Origin of the sequence: Burkholderia puraquae, from assembly GCF_002099195.1 — a bacterium.
Lineage (GTDB): Bacteria > Pseudomonadota > Gammaproteobacteria > Burkholderiales > Burkholderiaceae > Burkholderia > Burkholderia puraquae.
The window spans coordinates 218,306-238,696 of sequence record NZ_NBYX01000013.1 but is presented as its reverse complement, the minus strand read 5'-3'; the positions used below and the strand labels follow the sequence as shown (position 1 = coordinate 238,696).

Here is a 20,391-nt window from a genome sequence, read left to right as displayed (position 1 = left end):
CGTTCAATTTGTCCATGGCTTGATGGAAATCTGCGTCGCACCAGTGGCACCTGGCGCTGGCACGCCGACCTGAACCTGGATACCTTTGACTTGATAGCCGTCGAGGAGTGCATCTCGAATGCTTTGCGCCAAAGCCCCATTGCTACCTGGTTGAGCCGACCATGCGCCCGTCTGGTTCTGAGAGGCACCCACCCAGGTTTCCAGTTTCGTCAATGGATCACCTTGCGCCGACGCGGCGGCACCGACGCCGTTCTGCGACGATTTTACTTCGGCAACCCAAATGGTCTTGCTACTTGAATCGATCGCCACGCCATCTGCGCCGTGGCCACTGTTGTTCTGCAACGCCTTGAACGACAGATTGGTCTCGTTTTTCAGCGCCTGCAATCCGATGGATTCGCCGAGGGTCCCGTCCTGAATACCCACCGTATGCGTCACGATCGGGCCGTCCAGCGTCTGTCCGAACAGATTGTTGACGGGCCTAACTGGTACCGCAGCGCTAGGCTTCGATACGGCCGCAGCAACGGTCTCGGCGGTGTCGCCAAAAATCGCACCCAGCGCACCGGCTACGACCTTGCCCGCCATATTCCCAAGCACGACCGTTTCGAGAGGATAGGCGGGTGTGGCGGCGCCATTGGGCGTGCCTGCCTGCTGAACGAGATCGTTCGTGAATGCCGACAACTGCTGGTTGGTCGGACCGTTCGGCGCGACGTAGTACTGGGACCCGACACCGGCCGACGACGGCGTCTCGCCGATTGCCAGACCGGTCTTCGTACCGCCCGGCGTACCGAACAGCGACGAGTCGTTGAATTGCGAACCCGTCGCTTGGAACGTCTTGAGCACACCGTCGTCGGCCACGATTGGCCCACCGGCACCGGTGATCGTCTGGCCCGACATCCCCTTGATGATCTGCTGGGCGGTCGTCAGGTTTTGCTGGAACGTCAGCAGCGCCTGATAGTTGCCAGACGCTTGAGCTGCCTGCGTCAGCTGCGCGATGGTCTGGTTCAGTTGCTGCTGGCCCTGCGCGTCGACGTCCGCATTGGCGACCAACGTCAACATATCGGTCCAATACTGCGCGATCTTCGCCTGGTCGGCTGCCGTTTTCCCCTGTGACGTCGCAATCGTATTGGCCGCACTTGAGATCAGCTTCCGCTCGTCGGGGTGCAGTTGTCGGTTGTAGACATCATTGTTCGCGGCTGCACCCGCACCTGCGATCGCGCCCTGCGAACCGCCTCCGGCAAGAGCGCCACCCGCCGCACCACCTGCAGTCGCCACCACACTGTTCAGGATCGTACGTGCGGCGTCCTGTGCGCCCGCCGGCAGCGACGCCACCGCCTGATCGATAATCGGTGCGGCGAGCGCCTGCAATGCATCGCCCGCGATCGACCCGCCGACAGCCCCGGCGACATTCCCGCCGGACAACGCAGCACCGATCGCCGCGACCGCTGCATGAAGCGCATCCCGGCCAGCGCCGCCTTCACCGAACAACGCCTTCAACTGCGGGTTGTTGCTGTTGTTCACCAACTGCGTTGTCGCTTCGGCCACAGCGAACGTCGCTGTTTTCCCGAACGTCTGCGCAAAGGCAAGGTTGTTCTGCACCTCTTGCAGATTGAAGGTGTTCTGGACGGTCTGGTTCGCGTTCGCCGTATCGCGTGACAGGCCGGCCGTACTGTCCTTGCCGGTCTGCTGGTCCGATTTCACCGTGATGGTCGCCGGACTCACCGCCGCGGACGTCGTGCCGCTCGCGTTGTCTCCGGTCTGCGACAACTGCGGGCCGCCGGTTACGCCAATGGGACCTCCCGTGCCGACCGAAACACCAGTCGACGAGCCAGAATACGACATCACATTCTGGATGTTCGTGTATCCCAAGCTGCCGGTCGTCAGGCTGTTTTTGTCCGCAGGCGCCGCGCTTGCGATTTCGGCGCCGTTGAGTTGGGTGTGCCCGACAACATTCACGTCAAAACCGCCGCTGCCCGCGATGATTCCCGTCTGCTGATTGACGGACGCGTAGTTGCTGTTGATCTTCGTCTGGTTTGCCGACAGGCTTCCCGAGAAACCGCCGGCGCCAAACGTGTAGCTAGCCCCGCCGCTGATACTGTTCTGCTTGGAATCGTAAGTCGACGTGTCTTGCAGACTCGTCATCGTCAGATTACCGCCGACATCGGCCTTCACCGTATCGCCCGAAATCTGCGCGCCCGACAACGTCGTGTCGCCACCTGACTTGATCGTCAGATTCTTGCTGGCGGTCACGGTCGTATTTTCCTGGGTCACGCTCGAACCATTGCCGTTGCCATGCGATGCTGAGCCACCGGCAAAGACACTAATGCCTGCGCCGCCCTTGCTGTTCACACCAATCCCGACACCCGCATTCCAGCCGCTCGAACTATTCGAGCTCGTGTCCTGTTCCGTGCTTTGCGCGGCCTGCAGTGTGATGTTGTTATTGGCGCCGAGCGAGACGTTCTTGCCCTGAACGGTCGCGCCGGTCATCACGATGTCGCCTGTGCCAGCTTGGGCCTTGCCATCCGCGCCGGGTGCACCGGTTGCGGTAATCGACACGTTTCCATTGCCGATGATCGACGAGCCCCTCGCGGTGGAGATCGATGTGCTGGATGAACTGTTGCTTTGGCTGGAGCCGACGCTGATCTGCAATTGGATACCAGACGCGTTCGCTGCCTGACTGCCATTGCCGTTCGCCAATGCACTCGCCGTGCTTCCGATCGCGCCTCGGTTCTGATAAGCCGATTCCGCCGCAGCCAGCCCCTGTACAGCCATTAAACGCGAATCGCCGGAAGCCGCGCCGGACCGCACGTCGTTCACCATCGTCTGACCGGTTTGCAGCACACCACCGCCCAGGCCGACCGTCAGGCCGGCCTGACGAGCTTGCTGGGTCTGCACGTCGGTATAGGTGTCATACGCGGAATTGACGGTCACGTTTTGCCCGGTCATCGCCACATTGCCGCCTGCCACGATTTGGCTGCCGGTAACGCCCAGGTTGCGACCAGCATTGATCGTGACGTTCCCGTTGGATGCGCCGATCGTACTTGCATTGTTGGTCGCGGAGGATGATTTGTCCGTCTGCGCAAGCGACTGGCTGCCAATCGTCACGCCAACTCCGCCACTGCTCATCAAGCCCGACTTGCTGGTGTGGTAGTAGCTGCTCGAATCGACGGTGTCCTGCGACGTCGTAATGTTGACGTCGTTCTTCGCGCCGAGCGTCACCGCGTTCGTGCCAACCACGGCGCTGCCTTGGACGTTCAAATCGTGCCCCGCCGTTACCGCCACCGTATCCCCTGACACGAGCGAACCCGTCGAATGGGTCGCGGTGAACTGCTGACTCGTATCAGTCGTTGAGTGCGAGAGGAAATGGCTCGCGGACGAATGGCTCGCGCTATTAAATGTCGTGGTGTCCTGGGCGGCGCCGATGTTCACGTCACCCGTCGCGCCGAGTGTCGCGACGCTCATCCCTTGTCCGTTATTGCCTGCGACGACACTCGATCCCTGCAGCGTGAGATTCTTCGCCGGAGCACCACCGTCGGTCGCAAGCACCAGATTGCCGTTCGTGTCCTGTCGTGCGCCTGCCAGCACGGTGGCGTTGCCGCCCGCCGACAACGCGCTTCCGACGTTCGACTGCGTGGACAGATCGAAACTGTTCCAGCCCTTTGAATTCGCGCCATGTCGCGAATCGGACGTGCTGTTGCTTGCGCTGGTGATATTGACGTTCCCGGAACTCGCAACTGTCAAATCGCCGGTCGACGTGAGATTGCTGCCAGTGATGCCGATGTCTCCGCCACCGACCAAGCCCAGATTGCCGCCCGCCGAGAGGGTGCTACCTACCTGATTCGTGGTCTTGAACGTGCTGGTATTCTGCGAGTCGAGTCGCGCACCGACGCTCGAGCCGGTCTGCACCGTGCCGACGTCAATGCCGTTGCCGGCCGACAGCCCAAGAATTCCGCCCGCAGCGACCTGCGCGCCTTCGACCCGGATCGAGTTACCCGCCATCAGCACTACGTTGTTCGTCGCCTGAATCTGGCCTACCGCGCCAATCGACGTATGGCTCGACGTACTGTTCGCAAATTTCGCCGTTTCGGTATTCGTGAGCGACTGATTGACGATGTCGTGCCCGGCCTGCAGGCCTACGTTACCGCCCGAAATCAGGCCGCCCAGGTTCTGGATGTCGTTGTCCGCGACGACGAGTGCGTTCTTGGTCGCCGCGATCGTGCCTGCGGCGTTTGTCACATCGGTCCCATGAATGGCTACCGTATTGCCCGCGATCAGCGCGCCGGTCGGCGACAGCGACGCGTCGTCCGTCTTCGCCAGATAGACCTGCGGTACCAGCGCGGTCTGCTTCGAGCCGTCCGGCAACGTCACGGTCTCACTAACAAGCCACACGATGTCATGCGTCAACGCCGCCATCTGCGCATCGGTGAGCGCAACGCCTGGTTCCAGATTGAATTGCTTGGCAGTGGCGACACCACTTGCCATCAGTTTTTGGTATTCGTCTTCGTCGCTCGCGTAGCCGGGCAAGTAGCGCCGACCGGTCAGGCTCGTGATCTGCTGCTGTACTAGCTGCGTTTCGTAGAAACCATCTCCGAGGCGCTTTTGCGTCTGCATCGGATTGATTCCGAGCAGGTTCAGCATGTAGTCGCTGGAGATGAAATTCGAGTAGCTCGTGAAGCGCGGATCGGTCTGCACGAAGTAATTGACGCCCGGCGAATTCGCCACCTTGTAAAGGCCACTCGAGGGCAACACCGGGTTCAACACGGAGGAGCGCGCGCCGTCCACATTACGCACCGCGCCGGACACGGTGGTCGCGGTCGTCTTGCCGGTCACGCTGCTCGTCGTGGTGACCGACGTACCGGCGCTGACCGCACCATTGCCGGCGGAACCCGTCAACGAGACACTTCCCAGACCGAGCGATTGGGCGCTCGCGCCCGTAACGCCGCCGGTTGCCGACACGCTGGTATTCGAGATCTGGCCGCCGTTGATCGTGACTGCCTGATTGCTGGTAATCGTGCCGCCCGCCACGCCGGTATTGAGCGTGATCGTCGGATTCGTCCACGTCACCCACGTCGAGGGCACCTGCGGACCGCCGACTGAACCGTATCCCGATCGGTTCGAGAACGAATAGGTGGTCGCAAGCTGCGTCGACGTGTTTGCGATCTTCGCATTGCTGCCGTTGCTCGCCTGCCCGTCGATGTTCAGGTTGCCACCGGCTGCAATCGTGCCATTGTTGTTGTTCAACTGCGTGCCGATCGTCAGGTTCATCGCACCGCCCGACGTCATCAACGCGGGCGCGCCACTGCCCGGAGCGAGCGTGGTCGCCGTCGTCGTGGTCGTCGCATCACGCTCGGCCTCGACCAGATTCGAGCCCGAAAGGTTCGGGCTGCCGCCTTTCAGAAACTGACTATTCGGATCGATGTATTGCGACTGCACCTCCAGTCGCACGCAGTTCGTCGTGCAATCGCCGTACTGGCTCGAGTAGCTGATGGAGCCGTAGACGTTTGCCACCGTATCGAGGCTATGGTCCGGCCACGCCGTCCCACCGGCCTGATCGGGATTCGACTGACCGTTCTGGACCGTCTGGACGTACAGGACCTGCTGACCGGATGTGGTCGAGAGGCGCTGTTGCTGCCCATCGGTCCAGGCCGTGCCGCCGTTCGATTGCGGTCGTGCGTAGCTGCCCCAGGCGGACTGGAATGCCGACGCGTTGGCCGGCATGTTCACGACGACCTTCTGGATTAGGACGCCGTCGGGTGACACCATCGGCGTGATCGACACGATGTCCGCCGGGTTCAAGTAGTACGCGCTCTGAATCAGCGTATTCACATCCTGGAACGGCGCAGATGCCCCAGCCCAACCTGTGTGCAGCCACGGCAGCGGCAGCAGCTTGGCCGTCTGCGTCGATGTGGTGGTGGTCGTCTGGATGTTCTGCCGGACGTTGTTGACCTGGTTTGCGGAAACGTTCAGATTGCCGTTCGCCTCGATCGTCGACGACAGATTGTTCACGGTGCCAGTCTGGTTGACCAGATTTCCGTTTGCATCCTTCGCTCCGTTCGCTGCGATGTTGACGTCACCGAGGCTGTAGATCGTCGCGCCGTTCTGGTTGTTGACCGTGCCCGGCACCCACAGGTTGACGCCATTGGTACCGGCAATGATCGCTGCAGCGCCATCGTTCGTCAGCGTGTTTGCGTTCGCAGTGACCGTTCCGCCGATCATCGAGCCGCTGTTTTCCAGCGTATTGCTGGTCGTCGTGACCGTATTGCCTTCGATCCGGCCTGCGTTATTGATATCGCCGCCGGCCGCGTTGATCGTCGTCGCACCGGCGCTCGGATCCGCGGCGTTGCCCGACGCGATGTCGGCGCCGGCCTGGTTGACGACGTTCGCAGCATTCAGTGTCAGATTGCCGGCCGACGAGAACGTACCGGAGTTCGTGAACGTGCCCGTCGTCGAGAACGTCAGGTTCCGATTCGCCGTGATCTGGTTTGCGGCATCGTAGGTATAGTTGCCTTGCAGGTTGATCGTCGCATCGCGACCGCCGACGATTTTCCCGTCGCCGACCAGCGAATTGGCCGTCACCGACAGATCCTGTGTACTGCCGATCGAACCGTTCGTGTTCGTCAGCGTGCCCGTATGGATCCCCACATTGCCTGCACCGCCGGCCGGATTGGCGATGGCGCCGCGGGTGTTGTCGAGCGTCGCGGTGGTCAACGCGACGTTGCCGCCGGATACCGATCCGCCGACGTTCGAGAACGTCGCGCCGGGCTGATTTACCGTCAGGCTTCCGCCTGCGGCGAGCGTGCCACCGTCGTTGACCACACTCGACGGTGTGTTGAGCGTCAGGTCGCCTGCGGCCGACACATTACCGCCCTGCGTATTCGACAAGCTTGCGGCGTTGAGCATGACCGCGCCATTGCCGGCGATCAGCCCCGACGATGCCGTGCCCGTCGGATTGGCGTTCGTGATCGTGCTGGCTGCCGTGAGCGCCGTCGCACCGGCCCCGGCGTTCGTGATTGCGCCATTCGAGTTGTCGATGCTGCTGCCGGACAGCGTCAGCGCGCTATTTGCGCCGACCGCCTTGATCTTGCCGCTTTGGTTCGAGATCGCGCCGGCTGCGTTTGCATTGATGTTGCCCTGCGCCTCGACGAGGCCACTGGCATTTGACAGCGTGCTTTCCGACGTCGCATTCAGGTCGCCGAGTGCGGCCAAGGTGCCCGACGTATTGTCGATTGATGCACCAGATACCGAGACGTTGCGATTGCCACCGATCGAACCGCCTCGGTTCGACAGTGCGCCGACCGCCGTTACGGTCACGGGTGCTGCGCCGAGCGCGCGAATCACGCCAGCATCGTTTGTGACAGTCTGTCCGTTGACGCTCGCCGAGCCAGTCGCAGCTTCGATCAGGCTGCCCGTGTTGTTCACCGCTCCTTGAGAGCCAACCGCGACGGAAGCTCCGCCGATATAGCCGCTCTTGCCCGACAACGCGCTGTTGTCGACGCCGTTCGTCCCCGTGACGAATGTGCTCCCGACCGCCGAAAGCGTGCCGCCACGATTCGACACCGTGCTGGCGTTGATCGTCGTCGCACCGTTGGAGCCGAGGAACCCGCCGTCGTTCGTGACCGTGTCCGATTGCACCGTCAGTACGCCATTCCCCGCGTGGGCAATGGTGCCGCCCGAATTGTTCAGAATTTGCGGCGTCAGGCTAAGGTTGGTGGCCGCGACCTGAATCGAGCCACCGTTGCTGTTGTCGAGCGTGTTCGCAACGTTGAGCGTTGCGCTGCCGTTCGGGTTCGACTGAACGATGGAACCGCCGTGGTTCGTCAGGTTCGTCGCATTCAGCGACACCGATCCGGCACCGAGTGCCCCTTGACTGTTGTCGATCTCGGCAGCTGTCACCGACAGCGTGGTCGGTGCAGTTGACGTGCCCGCCAGGATTTTCCCGCCGGCATTCGCGAGCTGTGCGCCTGCGTTCACCGACAGCGCTCCGACGGATTCGACAGCGCCACTATTGGTCAGCGACGACGAAGTCAGCTGCAGCGTTTTCTGGGCCTCGATCGTGCCGCTGTTGGTCGCTGAACCGGTGGCGAGCGTCGCATCGCCATTCGTCGCGATCGTCCCCTGCTGGTTCGAGAACGCACCGGTCTGGATGTCCAGTTTCCCTGAGCCCGCATGCGAAATCGCGCCCTGATCGTTCGTGAGCGCCCCGGAACTAATCGTCGCGTTCGGGCCGTTGGCCGCGATGACGCCACCGGAATTGTCCACGGCGCCCGTTGCTGCGATCGTCGCGCCAGCGGCGGTGCCGGTCTGCGAGATCGTGCCGCCATTATTCTTGATCGAGCCCGCGCGGATCGCGATGCCGTCCGCGGCGAGCACGCCTGCGGAATTGTCGACGGCCTGGGTCGCCGTCACATCGAGCTGCTGCGCGCTACTGATAGTTCCGCTGTTGGTGATCGCCCCCGCGCTGACCTGCGTGTTGCCGTTCGCGCCAATCAGCCCTCCCGAAGTCGTGCCGGGTGCATGGGCATTCGTCAACTGGCCCGCGACCTGGAGCGTCGTACCCGACGCGTCATCTGACTGGATGCGTCCGCCGGTGTTGTTCGCCGAGCCCGCCGTAACGGCCAATCCCTGCGACGATTCGATTGCACCATTGACATTCGTCAGCGCACCGGTCGACGCCACGGTAGCGGTGCCCATCGACGTGAGGACGCCGCTGGTGTTGTCAATGCTTGCGGCATTGATGCCGAGTGCACCGTTGCTGCCGATCGACCCTGCCTGGTTGCCGAGCGCGCCGGCAGCGACGCTCAGCTTACCGTTACCGGCCAGGTGAATCTGGCCGCCGGCGTTCGCAATCGATCCCGCGTGAATCGCGAGATCAGTCGCATTGGTCGTAATCGTGCCGCCGGTATTGTCGAGCACGCCGGCGATCTGAATTGCCGTGTTGTTCGTGCCCGTCTGCTGGATGGACCCGCCGCGGTTCGACAAGGCGGCTGCGTTGATAGTGATCTGCTGCGCGGTGATCTGCGCGATCTGCGTGGCCGACAACGCATCGTTACGCACCGTGCCGCCCGGGGCTGCGATGTTTGCCTGCTGACCGGCCTGTGTTGTGGCGCCCGTGAGATTCACATCGCCGGTCGTTGCCGAAATCGCCAGACTGCCGTTCGCCGCAGTCTTCGAGCCGGACAGATCTATCGTTGCTGCTTGAAGCGTTGCATTGCCGCCGGCGAGATTCTGGCCATTGGCGCTCAATCGGTTACCGGCCACGACCGTGAGATCGCCAGTCGTACCGACCTGCCCGTTGGCGTTCACGCCGGCCGCCAACGTGCCCGCCGACGAGACGTTCTGGCCGTTGACGAAGACCTGATTCTGTCCAGCAATAGTGCCGCTGTTGCCGATGTCGCCGACAGAGTTCACGGTGGTCGATTGCAAGCCGTAGATTGCACCGCTGTTCGACACACCCGATCGCGCAGCGATATTCAGGTTGCCAGCTGCGTTGATGTTGCCCGACACTGTGAGTTGCCCCTGTGTCGACAAGCTCAGATCGCCAGTCTGCGCGGCAATCGTGCCGCCGTCATTCACGCCGACGCCTGCCTCGGTGCCCACCAACAGGATGCGTTGGGCATACATTCCGCCCAACTGACTCACATCGAGACCGAACGAAGGCGCAACACTCGTGCCGGCGATCGGCGTCGCAGCGAGCGTGTTGGCGTCGATCTGGTTCGCACCGGTCACGACGTTGAGCTGATTCGCGTAAAGCGCCGCGTTCAGTTGTACCGCACGTGCGAGCACGTCGACCCGTTCGACGTTCGAGGCGTTCATGCCCGAACCGGTGAATGAGACCGTGCCGCCCGTCACGCGGAAAGACGAGAGATTACCGGCCGAATCGATGACCGGCGTACCGGTCGTCAAGACTGCCTTGTTCGTGTTGATGAATCCGCAACCCGAACAGGTGATGCCATTTCCGTTTGCGATCACCACCTGTGCCCTGGCACCCGCCACCTCCAGGGGACCGCCGAGCATGCTGGGCGACGTACCCGTCACCTGATTGAGAATAATCTTTGCGCCCGACGTGAGATTCGCATTGCCGGGCACCCAACCAGCGAGTTGGGTTTGAGCCGATGTCGGCGAGTTGTTGAGGATGGCCCCAGCGGATCCTGTGGAGAATTGCGAGTAATGGTTGTCGGATACGCCCGCAGCGGACGGTCGATTGATCTGGACGAGGGGAACACCCGATGGGGTAGTCGAGACCGACGGCCCCTTGCCGTCAGCGGCCGGATTAATCTGTGCCGCGGCGGGTATGGACATGGTGGCGAGGACGACTGCCAAGACGAAGGCCGTCATACGCATCCACAGTGGCCGCGAATGCTTCGCGAGCAGCGGCACGGTTGAATCGCAACGCATCCAATTTTCAGGGCGCACGATTACGCCCAGGACGTCGCGCGTGGCCGACGTCCGTCGTGTGGTCTTCACTCGCATTCTTATTCGCTTGGTATTCTTTTCGGGATTTTCTAGCGCGGACGGCAGGAACGATACTCGAAAGATCTCGGCCAGAAAAACGTTTGCGACGACGTTAGCATGACGCAACTTCGTTGCGACACCACGTTGATAAAATTTGACAATAGTTGATAGTAGTCAGACGCAAAATTCCAACGTTTTGCTGACCATTCATACAAATGTCTTTCTGCTTTTATGGGGGCCGCCCATTCATCCTGACACAATTGACAGTCCCATTTCCGGACGCACAACCTGAATCGCTATCGCGAGGCCACCTCCAACCGACTGAAGCCGCGCGATACCTGAGAAGGTGTGAGACTATCGCAGCGTACGGCATGTTGTAGTTTTTGGAGATGGAACATTGCGCGACGAATTGATGACTGAAGCTTTGTGTTGGCAGCTCGATTCAAAAGTCACAGCGGAGTATGCGTATGCGGCCAGGACGACGTATGAGTTCACCTGTTATTGTCCGCACGAAGCCTGCCTCGTGAGGGTGTACCCAAAGCAGAGGGTGAACACATACTTCTATGCTCCCGATAGACATGCCGAAGGCTGCCCCGATGAGGCTCGCTCTACAGAATCTTCGCTCCACCCAAGCTTGCCTAAAGCAAGACCCGCAGACGTACCGGCAAAGCCGATCCCGAATGTTCTCGGTCCGGGACCTACGATAAAACAAAAATCACATGTTCCGACAAAAGACGAACTGCTACAGCTAGCTGTAGCAGTTCGGGCGCGCCCCGCACTGCATCCGGGGACACTCGAAGAAGTGATTGATGCCTGGAGGCGCATGACGCCCGACGAACGTGCCGCGCAACCGTTAGCTGTCGCTAACAGCAACTTGACGTACGCAACCGCGTTTACATTCCTAGGTAACGCACCCGACGATATCGACGCACTGAATGTGAATGAGCGAATCATCTTCGGCGCAGCCACTGTCGTCGAACTTGAATTTTGCTATCTCATCGACAGCAGAAAGAGGTTTCAACACGAAGCAAAAAAATTCCCTCTGCGCACTGTGTTGAACAAACGGCATTTGACACCTGACTATCTCTCGGGAATGGTCGACAAGACAGCGACTTTTTTTTGGCATGGTGTAGCTGCCAAGTTCGACAGCAAAGGACGCATGTTCCGCGCCACCGTTGATTCCGGTTCGCCTTACACTGGAATCGTCTTGAAAGAGGGTGAACTCGCACCTGGGACAACAGCCGTATCCAAGAACGCGTCTACCGACCGATAGGCGCCGCACGCGAGTCCTCTGCGTCTTTCGGAACTGAGATCGCGTAGCTCGTTGAGCAAGTGCATGCACTGGTCATGACAGGGCCGCTCTCCTTACGGTTAAACGCAAAGGTCAACGGCCTAGCCGACACGACAGAGAGCCATCTCACTCTCTTAGCAAATTTCTTGTTTCCGGGAGCAAAACAGACACGAAATCATCGTACCTGCGATCGTACTCTTCATCCTCGGCGAGGTATTCCATGAATCGCTCAACTGTCTCGGCCTGCTTGTCGGTTGTCGGAGGTTGGTATGCCTTCCAAGCCAAGAGAAACAACCGTCGCAACGGATGATTTCCGCCTCGCCCTCGGTTTAGCGCGGCGGCTAGCACGTCATATGACGAGGGTAACCCACTGGACACTGGGCGCTGGTATTTGAACGATAGCAGCACTGGCAGTACACCCTTGGGATTCCAAAAATCCCAAGCCAGTCCGGGAGCCAACTCCTCTCGCCAAAAGCGGTATCGCGTCAAACGATAGGCCGCGCCAAACACGCCGTCACGCAAGGCTCCCGGAGCGCCAGCATCGTAATATTGCACGGCGATATTCAAAAACTCATCGAGTGCGTCACTCCAAGATGCGTCCACGTTCCAAGCAATTTTCGGTGCTTGAGCTTGTTTGATGCGATCCCATGCCCCTGTTGCTCGTAGGGCCGTCTCGGTATTTACTTGATCGGATTGGCAATAATGCCCGCCGCGCACTCGTTCAATGCCGTGTTCCGACATCAACGCTATGGTGGCCTCGTCCTCCATTGCCTCAGCTGTACGTGTGTCTTGTGTGCCGGTGTTGATGGTAAAAATACGTCGCAGTGGCCGGTATCGCTTGGTCCACTCTGCGCCAGCACCGGACTTGTGCTCTTCCCATCGACGGTCTAGGTCGTCGCTCAGGCCAACATAAAGTCGTCCTTCCTCAAGTTCGAGGACATAAAGATAGATATCCCTCGGTGTGGCAGCCCCGCACCAGTTGACTGGCCCGACTCCGAGTTTTTCTTTCTTGCTACCTGAGCCGACGAGATCTCTGAACTCCTGTGCAGCTTCATCGGAAATTTCGGTGCCTATTACCGCCTTCTTCCATCCCGCCACCTGCTTCACCCCGAGCAACTCCAATTGTCGGCGTGTGTAGCCCCCACCCGCACTTGCCCCGGCTACTAGCAATTCTTCCGTGATCAGCATATGGTTTCATTCGTTCGAGTTGGAATCGCGGCAGTAAAAGCACGTCCTATGCACAATACAATATGAAGAAAAAGATCGGGGAAAGTGATGCACATTGAGACCGTTTGGATCCGCAACTTCCGGCGCCTTAAAGACGCCCGCATAGACCTAGCATCAGATATTTCTATCTTTGTTGGGTCAAACAATAGTGGCAAAACTTCAGCTGGGCATGCTCTTCAACTTTTCACTGCGGCGTCGAGAGACCGATTTTCGCTGCATGACTTCAGTTCGGACTGTTGGGACGATATAAACGCCTTCGGTGAAGGAGCGGAAGGCTCAGAGTTGCCAAGCATCTCGATCGACATCTGGCTGTGCGTGGGCGCCATTGATTTGCACCGCGTCGTGGACCTCTTGCCGAGCCTGGCATGGGAAGGAACCCGTGTCGGAATTCGCGTCGAGTTCGCGGCGATCGATGCACCAGCGCTAAGAACGAGTTTCCGGGAAGCTCGAAATCGTGCCGGGCGTGCGCCGGCGCCCCCGAATCAGGCAAACGCGCTACAGCAAGCGGTTCCGCGCCCCCAGGCAGCCGAAGCGCCCCCAGAACAACGGCAAGCCAATGGTGAGTACCTGCCACAACCTCGCACACTCTGCGACTATTTAGCTGACAGCATTGGCGATCATTTAAGGCGTAATTTTGAGCTACGTTACTACGTTCTCGATAGCGCTCAGTTCGGTCCCGATCTCCGCCCCGCTGCTGGCTATACACCTTTGCGTATGACGCACGACAAAGGTCGCGGCGGCCGAGAGATACTGTCCAGTTTGATCAAGGTCGATTTCCTGCATGCACAGCGACATCTGTCGGACTCTAGTGGTGGAGCTCGATCCGAAGATTTGTCGCGGTGCTTGAGTCGTTTCTATGAAAGAAACCTCGAGAAACACGAGGAGGACTATGACGCCCAACGCGCGCTCTATCAGTCGGAGGCACTGCTCAACGACCATCTCGAACGTGTTTTCGGCCCGACACTCGAGCGGCTCTCGCATCTCGGCTATCCAGGCCTCAATAATCCCAAGCTGTTGATCAAGACCGCACTGAATCCTGCAACGATTTTGAGCAGCCATGATGGTGCTCGGGTGCATTACGCGGTTGGACCAGAAGTAGGCATAGACACGCAGACGACACTGCCGGACCGCTACAACGGCCTGGGGTTCAAGAACCTTATCTATATGGTGGTAGAGCTTCTAGACGCGCATGCCAGATGGCTAGATATAGAAGAGAACCGTCCGCCTTTGCATCTGATCTTCATCGAAGAACCCGAAGCACATCTGCACGCTCAGTTGCAGCAGGTGTTCATTCGGAAAGTTCTGGACATCCTCGAAATTCCCGATGAAGATGCACCGCACTGCACCAGTCAGATTGTTGTTTCGACACATTCCCCGCACGTGCTCTTCGAGCGTGGCTTCCAACCGATTCGCTATTTCCGCCGCGTTCGCGAGGCCGGAGTTCAGCGATCGGAGGTTCTCAGCATGGCTTCGTTCTATGAAACAGCTAACGACCCGAACGACCCTACTGACCGTACCCGGGATTTCCTCGAGCGCTATCTAAGACTCACGCATTGCGATCTATTTTTCGCAGATGCTGCCATTCTGGTAGAAGGTAACGTTGAACGCTTGCTGATGCCGCAGATGATTGCCAAGGTTGCGCCCGGCCTTCTGTCCACCTATGTGAGCATTCTAGAAGTCGGAGGAGCATTCGGCCATCGATTCAAAGGTCTTATCGAGTTCCTGGGGCTCACGACCCTGATCGTCACCGACATCGATAGTGTTATGGCGCCGGCGGCAGCCGATCCAGCAGCACCCGACGATGAAGATGATCCCGATGCCGATCCCGACCTTGAAGAAGCAGCCGAAGATCGAGCCGCAGTTCGAGGCGGACGCAAAGCATGCATGGTCAATGAGCCCGGAGCATTGACGTCAAATCAAACGCTAATCCAATGGCTTCCCGGCCGCAGCACCATCGCCGATTTGCTCAACGCGACCGTCGAACAGCGCATTCAAGCCCGCACTGTTGCTAGCGATGCGTTGATCCGCGTCTCATATCAGACATCGGTGAACGCAAGTTGGGGTGGGACGGCAGCGGCCATGGTCGGTCGAACATTGGAGGAAGCCTTCGCGCTAGAGAATCTCGCCTGGTGTCAGGATGCGGCACGCGCTGAAATCCGCCTGCGCGTTCGAGGCTGCAACAGATTGTCCCTTGAACAGATCGCACAAAGTCTGCATCGCAAAATCAAGAGCGCGAATTTCCGCAAGACCGACTTTGCATTGGCGCTTCTCTCACAGGACCCATCCGCGTGGACGGTGCCAGCCTACATCTCGGAAGGTCTTCTCTGGCTCGAGCATGAGGTGGTTCCACATCCTCCCGAAATCGCGGCTCCTCCGATCAACGCAGGAGCAGTAGCATGACACTCCGTGCTAGCCAACCTGATACACCGGCAGATCTGGAACTGAGAGCGTGTCTGGATGAACGTCCTCAACGAAGCTTTGTCATGGTCGCAGGAGCTGGATCAGGAAAGACGACGTCGCTCGTCAAAGCCCTCACTCATCTTGCGCAGACACGGCGACGCGAACTCAAGATGCGCGGTCAGCGGATTGCCTGCATTACGTACACCGAGGTTGCGACCAGGGAAATTAGCGGAGATGTCGGAGATGACGAGTTATTCCATGTCTCGACCATACATAGCTTTATGTGGTCGGTTGTACGCCCGTTCCAAATCGACCTCAAGACGTGGGTGATATCGCGCATTCACGAACAGATCGCTGAGGCACGAGAACACTACAACAGACCGCGCACACGCCCCGCCACTCGGCAACGTTTGGAGAGAGAAGTTGCTCGCCATGAGCGCCACCTAGAGGAGGTAGCACACCGAACGCACTTTTCGTATGGGGCGGGACGCGACTTCGCGCGAGGCGTCTTGGGCCATCCAGACGTCATTGCGGTTGCGGTGGAATTAATCGAGCAAAGCCAGTTACTACGCGACCTCATCGCCAGTCACTATCCGGTTCTCTTTGTCGACGAGAGCCAAGATACCCGTGCGGATGTTGTGGCCGCATTTCGCCTCATCGCCGAAACTACTCCTCTTGAGTTTTGCCTAGGCTTCTTTGGCGACCCAATGCAGAAGATCTATGCCGATGGTGCTGGCGCGATAGATGCCCCTGCTACGTGGAGCCAAATCACCAAGCCGGAGAACTTCCGGTGCCCGCAACAAGTACTCAGGATAGTGAATGGAATCCGCAGAGCCGGTGATGGATTGGAGCAGACGCGCGGCAGGATGACGCGCGTTGATGATGTTTTGATCCCAGTCGCCGGGACTGCGAGATTGTTCCTACTGCTGGCAGATGAGCGTCGGTCGGCGAAGCTATCCAGGGTTCGCGAATGGCTCCGACGGACGAACAATGATGAGCTCTGGGTTAGCGAGGATCGCGCCGCAGACGTTCGAACATTGGTTGTCGTTCATCGTATGGCCGCGTCGCGCCTAAACTTTCCCAACTTGTATGCGGCCTTGAACGACAACTCTCCGCAGAATTTCAAAGAGGGTTTGAAAGATGGTAGTGCTTGGCCACTCCGTCCATTCTTGACATACCTACTACCGCTAGCAATGGCTGTCCGAGATCGCCGCGACTTTGACGCAATGACGTTGTTGCGTTCACAGTGTTTGCTGTTGAGCTCGGTGGGCCTGGCTGGCAATGATGCGCCCGAAGTACTAAGAAATCTACGAGCGGCCACCGAGGGCCTTACAACGCTCATGTACTCAAACGATGCGACGCTCAGGATCGCGCTGATTTTCGCATCCAACACGGGGGTGCTGCAGCTTGACGAGGCCTGGTCCAAGTATCTTGATGACGATGCAGAGGCCCTCGCTGCCGACGACGACCCCGAAGTGCCTTCCATCATCGCCTTCCTGAACTGCCAAGTTAGCGAGCTGAGAGGATATCGTCACTACCTCGAGGACCTTTCTCCATTTGCCACTCAGCAGGGTGTCAAGGGCGCTGAATTCGAACGTGTCCTTGTGTTGATCGACGACGACGAAGGAAGAGGCCAACGTCTCTTCTCATACGAAAAATACTTCAACATTGCTCCGCTCTCGGAGACGGATCAAGAGAACATCGATGCAGGCGACGACAACGTGATCGATCGGACCAGGCGCCTCTTTTATGTCTGCTGTTCACGCGCGAAACGGGATCTGGCGGTTGTAATGTTCGTTGGCGATCTCGCGGCCGCCCGGGGGAAGATAGAGGAAAGCGGGATTTTTATGCCGGACGACATCGTGGATGAGGCCGCCCTAGAACTCGACTGACTTATGCAAAGGCATGCGACTCGCAGATCAACTATACCGGCCGCACGTTGCCGGCTGGCCAAGAGGACAACCGAAAAAGCACAGGTGAAAACTTGTGTTGGATATCAATCTGCTCACATCCTATATGGTGTACAAGTCTGGACTAGACCAAACAGACAGCGTCAGATCGTCTAGCTGAGGTCGGCCATCATGGGACGCTTGATGGGCGTTCGCGCCAGACATTCGACCGTCAGTGAGTGCCCGTCAGCAGACGTTCTCAGTTGTCGACTAAAGTTTCTGGCTCTCTTGTCGTAGTATGACGGATATGTTCCTGCGGCCGGACAAAAGAGACTGCCCAAAATGAAGCGATCGCTGCTCGTATCTTCGTGCGCTTTCATTTTCCGTCAGTGGAGCAAATTTCGGGGAATGCATTTGACAAGAACTCTTCCTCCAGGAAAGATCCCAAATAAATGATGCTGCAATGGGATATATTCACTACACAGACGACTCAAATCCCGATTTCGCCAATTGAAAAATAAAAAGTGAATCATGGAAATCCAGTTTAAGATAATCAGCAGAAGCGAGCATCCGAAAAGCGGCCATCCAAATACCGTCTACCTGAAAGTAGATCATTGGAATGATTACTCTTTTGTTACGATGTTCGAGGTTTATGCCAACGATGAAAATGGGCAGGAGCACATTTTACCAAACATAAAAATAGGCTTTGTTGGTCAAACGACGGAAGTAAGCACCTATAGCACCCTAGGCAAAGGATTCTCTGAGCTCCCCCTCAATTACTTTTCCGTTGCCACGGATGTCGAATTCTACAGGAAGCTATGGAAAGATTTCTCACCTCAATGGCGGGATACATTTTTGGGGAAATTGAGGGACGTTGTAAAAAATCCCACAATACTTGACATTGCCAAAGATGAGGATGTTTTCAAAATATCCCATCTTCGCGGCGTTAGTATCAACGCAATTAAAACTCAGTTCACAAGAGTATTAAATGGCAACGTTCCCGCAACTGACTTTCATTTTCACTTTTTACTTCCAGCATCCACAACCTTTGCCGGATTTGATCTCGAATTTAAAGTTGAAGCCGGATCACTACCAAGCACCAACATTCACGCAATCATTGGCAGAAATGGAGTCGGCAAAACAACACTTTTGAAAAATATGGTGAAAGCCATCTCCGGCCACTCAAATGACGGCGCGGAATTTTACGCAAAACACAGCCTCTTTTCCACAAGAATAAACTTGGGAAAGGGTTTTTTTTCCAATCTTGTCTCTGTAGCCTTCAGTGCTTTTGACCCATTCGATCTTCCGGCATCCGACGAAAATCCGGCAGATGGAACTCCTTACAGCTATATTGGATTAACTGACTATTCCGGCGACGATGGGGCAATCCTAAAGTCACGCACGCAACTCCATGAGGAGTTTATCGAAGCATTGAAGTTCTGTCTAAGCGAATCGCCACGGAAACAACGCTGGCGTGATGCGATTTCCATTCTGGAAAGCGATAGCAATTTCGCTGAAATGAAGCTCCTTGATCTGCTCCAATATGACTTAGGCAATGACCCTGAGCCAGCCAGGCGCATTATCGCAAGAATGAGCTCTGGACATGCAATCACGATTCTTACGGTAACACAACTGGTTGCAAAGGTAGAGGAGAAAACTCTCGTGCTGATTGATGAGCCTGAGAGCCACCTCCATCCACCGCTTCTGTCAGCTCTGGTTAGAAGCCTAAGTCAGCTCTTACACAGACAAAATGGGGTTGCAATTATTGCCACGCATTCGCCCGTCGTTCTTCAAGAGATTCCCAAATCTTGCGTATGGAAGCTCTATCGGGAAAGAATATCATCTGAAAAGTTCAGACCAGAGATAGAAACATTTGGCGAAAACGTTGGAACTCTTACCAGAGAAGTCTTTCGGCTCGAGGTAGAGAAATCGGGATTTCATACTCTATTACGTGAGGCAGTTGCCTCCGGTGGAACATATGAGGAGATTCTGTCTCAATTTCAAGGGAACCTCGGATTTGAGGCGCGGGGCATCCTGCGTGCAATGACTATTAACCGTGATTCTGATTCGGCTAATAAATGAAGAGACTGCCAACTCCCGCTTTCGACGACCTAGAACTATTTGATGCCTGCATCGGCGAAATGGATGAAGCTGCGGAGAATACATTCACCAAAAATCGACCTCATATTCAGGCGGCCGCAAATGATTTTAGAGCTCAATCAGTCGCACGGACGTGGTGTCACCTTCCGAGGTCACGGCATGGCCACAGAGAAGACCTGATCGCAGGAGACCTGTCGAAGGGGGAATTAATGGATTTATATGACAAAGGTGTCGTAAAATCTAATGGGCGCCCGCGTGACATTTATGACAAGCTTCTGGTTGCTGCACAGAGGCGATGTCCTTACTGCGCGGAAATCGGTACTGCTCGAACACTTGACCACTATTTACCAAAGGCCAGGTTCCCGGCGCTCTCAGTTCTTCCGAGCAACCTTATTCCGGCCTGTCGAGATTGCAATACCGATGCTGGGGCTGGCTTCCCAACATCACTTCACTTGCAGCCTATTCACCCTTATTTGGATAATGATTGTTTCTTCGTAGAACGCTGGGTACGCGCGAAAGTTGTTCGCTGTGATCCCGTTGTGATAACGTTTTTCGCGAGCCCCCCTGTTCATTGGTCGGCTGTTGATCAGCAGCGGGCGACGCAGCACTTTGTGGATTGCGGGCTGAGTGATCGATTTTCTAATCAGGTCGCTGGTGAGCTGGCGCCGTTGATTCAACAACGCAAATCAAGTTTGTCAGTATTCTCATCGGCGCAATTCGAAGCGCATTTGCGTGTCATTGCGGATAACGATAATCTTCTACTCAATGGCTGGAAGCGGACGATGTATCTCGCCTTATGCGAGAGCAAGTGGTTCTGTTCAGCAGATTTCAATGGTGATTGGCTCGGCCAATAATTGGAAAGTAGCTTACCACCAGATCGAGATTCACCGGGTGGACTGTAGTTCGGTTTTGAAGAGGGGCATGGATGATAACGCCCCACCGATTCAGTGATCGCAGTCCGACAGACACGCGGCCGGCGGTTTTTCCTAGGCAAACGGCTGTTCGGGGTCGATCACGGCCCTTACTGCGAGCACG

At 57.5% G+C, this 20,391-nt stretch carries 7 protein-coding genes; 5 read left to right on the top strand and 2 right to left on the bottom strand.

What is annotated here, in order from left to right; genetic code table 11:
* Positions 1-3 precede the first annotated feature (3 nt).
* Positions 4-10,461 (bottom strand): hemagglutinin repeat-containing protein, encoded by a 10,458-nt coding sequence (locus tag B7G54_RS24345; RefSeq protein WP_165765611.1) that lies wholly within the window; start codon positions 10,459-10,461, stop codon positions 4-6.
* Between the two features lie 385 nt (positions 10,462-10,846).
* Between B7G54_RS24345 and B7G54_RS39815 the strand changes: the two genes are divergently transcribed.
* Positions 10,847-11,722 carry a hypothetical protein gene (locus tag B7G54_RS39815; RefSeq protein ID WP_244289407.1) on the top strand — a complete coding sequence of 292 codons (876 nt, stop codon included), beginning with the start codon at positions 10,847-10,849 and terminating at the stop codon, positions 11,720-11,722.
* A 144-nt stretch (positions 11,723-11,866) separates the two neighbouring features.
* On the opposite strand, the gene B7G54_RS24335 is transcribed toward B7G54_RS39815, so the two are convergent.
* Entirely contained in the window at positions 11,867-12,928 is a 1,062-nt protein-coding gene (locus tag B7G54_RS24335) for a GIY-YIG nuclease family protein (RefSeq protein ID WP_085041382.1), read from the bottom strand.
* A gap of 87 nt (positions 12,929-13,015) precedes the next feature.
* On the opposite strand from B7G54_RS24335, the gene B7G54_RS24330 reads away from it, so the two are divergent.
* The 4 genes from B7G54_RS24330 (at position 13,016) to B7G54_RS38735 (ending at position 20,210) form a co-directional block, all read left to right on the top strand.
* Entirely contained in the window at positions 13,016-15,367 is a 2,352-nt protein-coding gene (locus tag B7G54_RS24330; RefSeq protein ID WP_085041381.1) for an ATP-dependent nuclease, read from the top strand.
* Positions 15,364-17,259, top strand: coding sequence for a UvrD-helicase domain-containing protein (locus B7G54_RS24325; protein WP_085041380.1), 1,896 nt, complete (start codon positions 15,364-15,366; stop codon positions 17,257-17,259). Before B7G54_RS24330 ends, B7G54_RS24325 begins: the two co-directional genes overlap by 4 nt.
* A 528-nt stretch (positions 17,260-17,787) precedes the next feature.
* Positions 17,788-19,338, top strand: a complete 1,551-nt coding sequence (locus tag B7G54_RS24320; protein WP_085041379.1) for an AAA family ATPase — start codon at positions 17,788-17,790, stop codon at positions 19,336-19,338.
* Positions 19,335-20,210, top strand: a complete 876-nt coding sequence (locus B7G54_RS38735; RefSeq protein WP_133059206.1) for an HNH endonuclease — start codon at positions 19,335-19,337, stop codon at positions 20,208-20,210. The genes B7G54_RS24320 and B7G54_RS38735 overlap by 4 nt, the downstream gene beginning before the upstream one ends.
* Positions 20,211-20,391 lie beyond the last annotated feature (181 nt).